The sequence below is a fragment of the Polaromonas sp. P4_H1 genome, from assembly GCF_056400945.1.
Genome location: NZ_JBFUKG010000124.1, coordinates 1 through 551, shown reverse-complemented (window position 1 = coordinate 551; position 551 = coordinate 1). Strand labels below are relative to the sequence as shown.

The following is a 551-nucleotide window of genomic DNA, read 5'->3' as shown; positions in this document are numbered from 1 at the left end:
CGGCTGCGCAGCCAATGCCGCCGGCGTTCCGTCGAACACCACGCAGCCCTTCGACAGGATTACCATTCGGTCGGCGACTTTCGCGAGACTCCGAAAATCCTTGTCGACGACGATGGTCGCGATGCCCTCGCCCCGGACGATCGCCAGCGTCTGCCAGATCGACTGCGCCACCAGCGGTGCCAGACCTTCCGTGGCTTCGTCGATCATGATCATATCGGGATTGGTCATCAGCGCGCGACCGATAGTCAGCATCTGCTGCTCGCCCCCCGACAATTGGTGCCCTCCATTATTGCGGCGTTCATGCAGACGCGGAAACAGCTCGAAGATTTTCGGCAGGGTCCAGGACTGACGGCCGTGATTGCCTGGTCGCGCGGCCATCACCAGATTTTCGGTGACCGACAGCGAACCGAAAATGCCCCTGCCCTCCGGCACCAGCKCCATGCCGCATCGCGCGATCGTTTCATGCGCTGCATTGCGGATATCATGGCCGTGGAAGCGCAAACTGCCGCGACAAAGCGGCATCAATCCCATCAGCGAACGCAGCAGCGTGG

The 551-nt window shown here is 61.8% G+C and carries 1 protein-coding gene; it reads right to left on the bottom strand.

The annotated features are described in order from the left end of the window. Nucleotides 1-551, bottom strand: a 551-nt coding sequence (locus AC1DS5_RS25465; protein ID WP_477721023.1) for an ABC transporter ATP-binding protein, incomplete at both ends; no start/stop codon positions are given.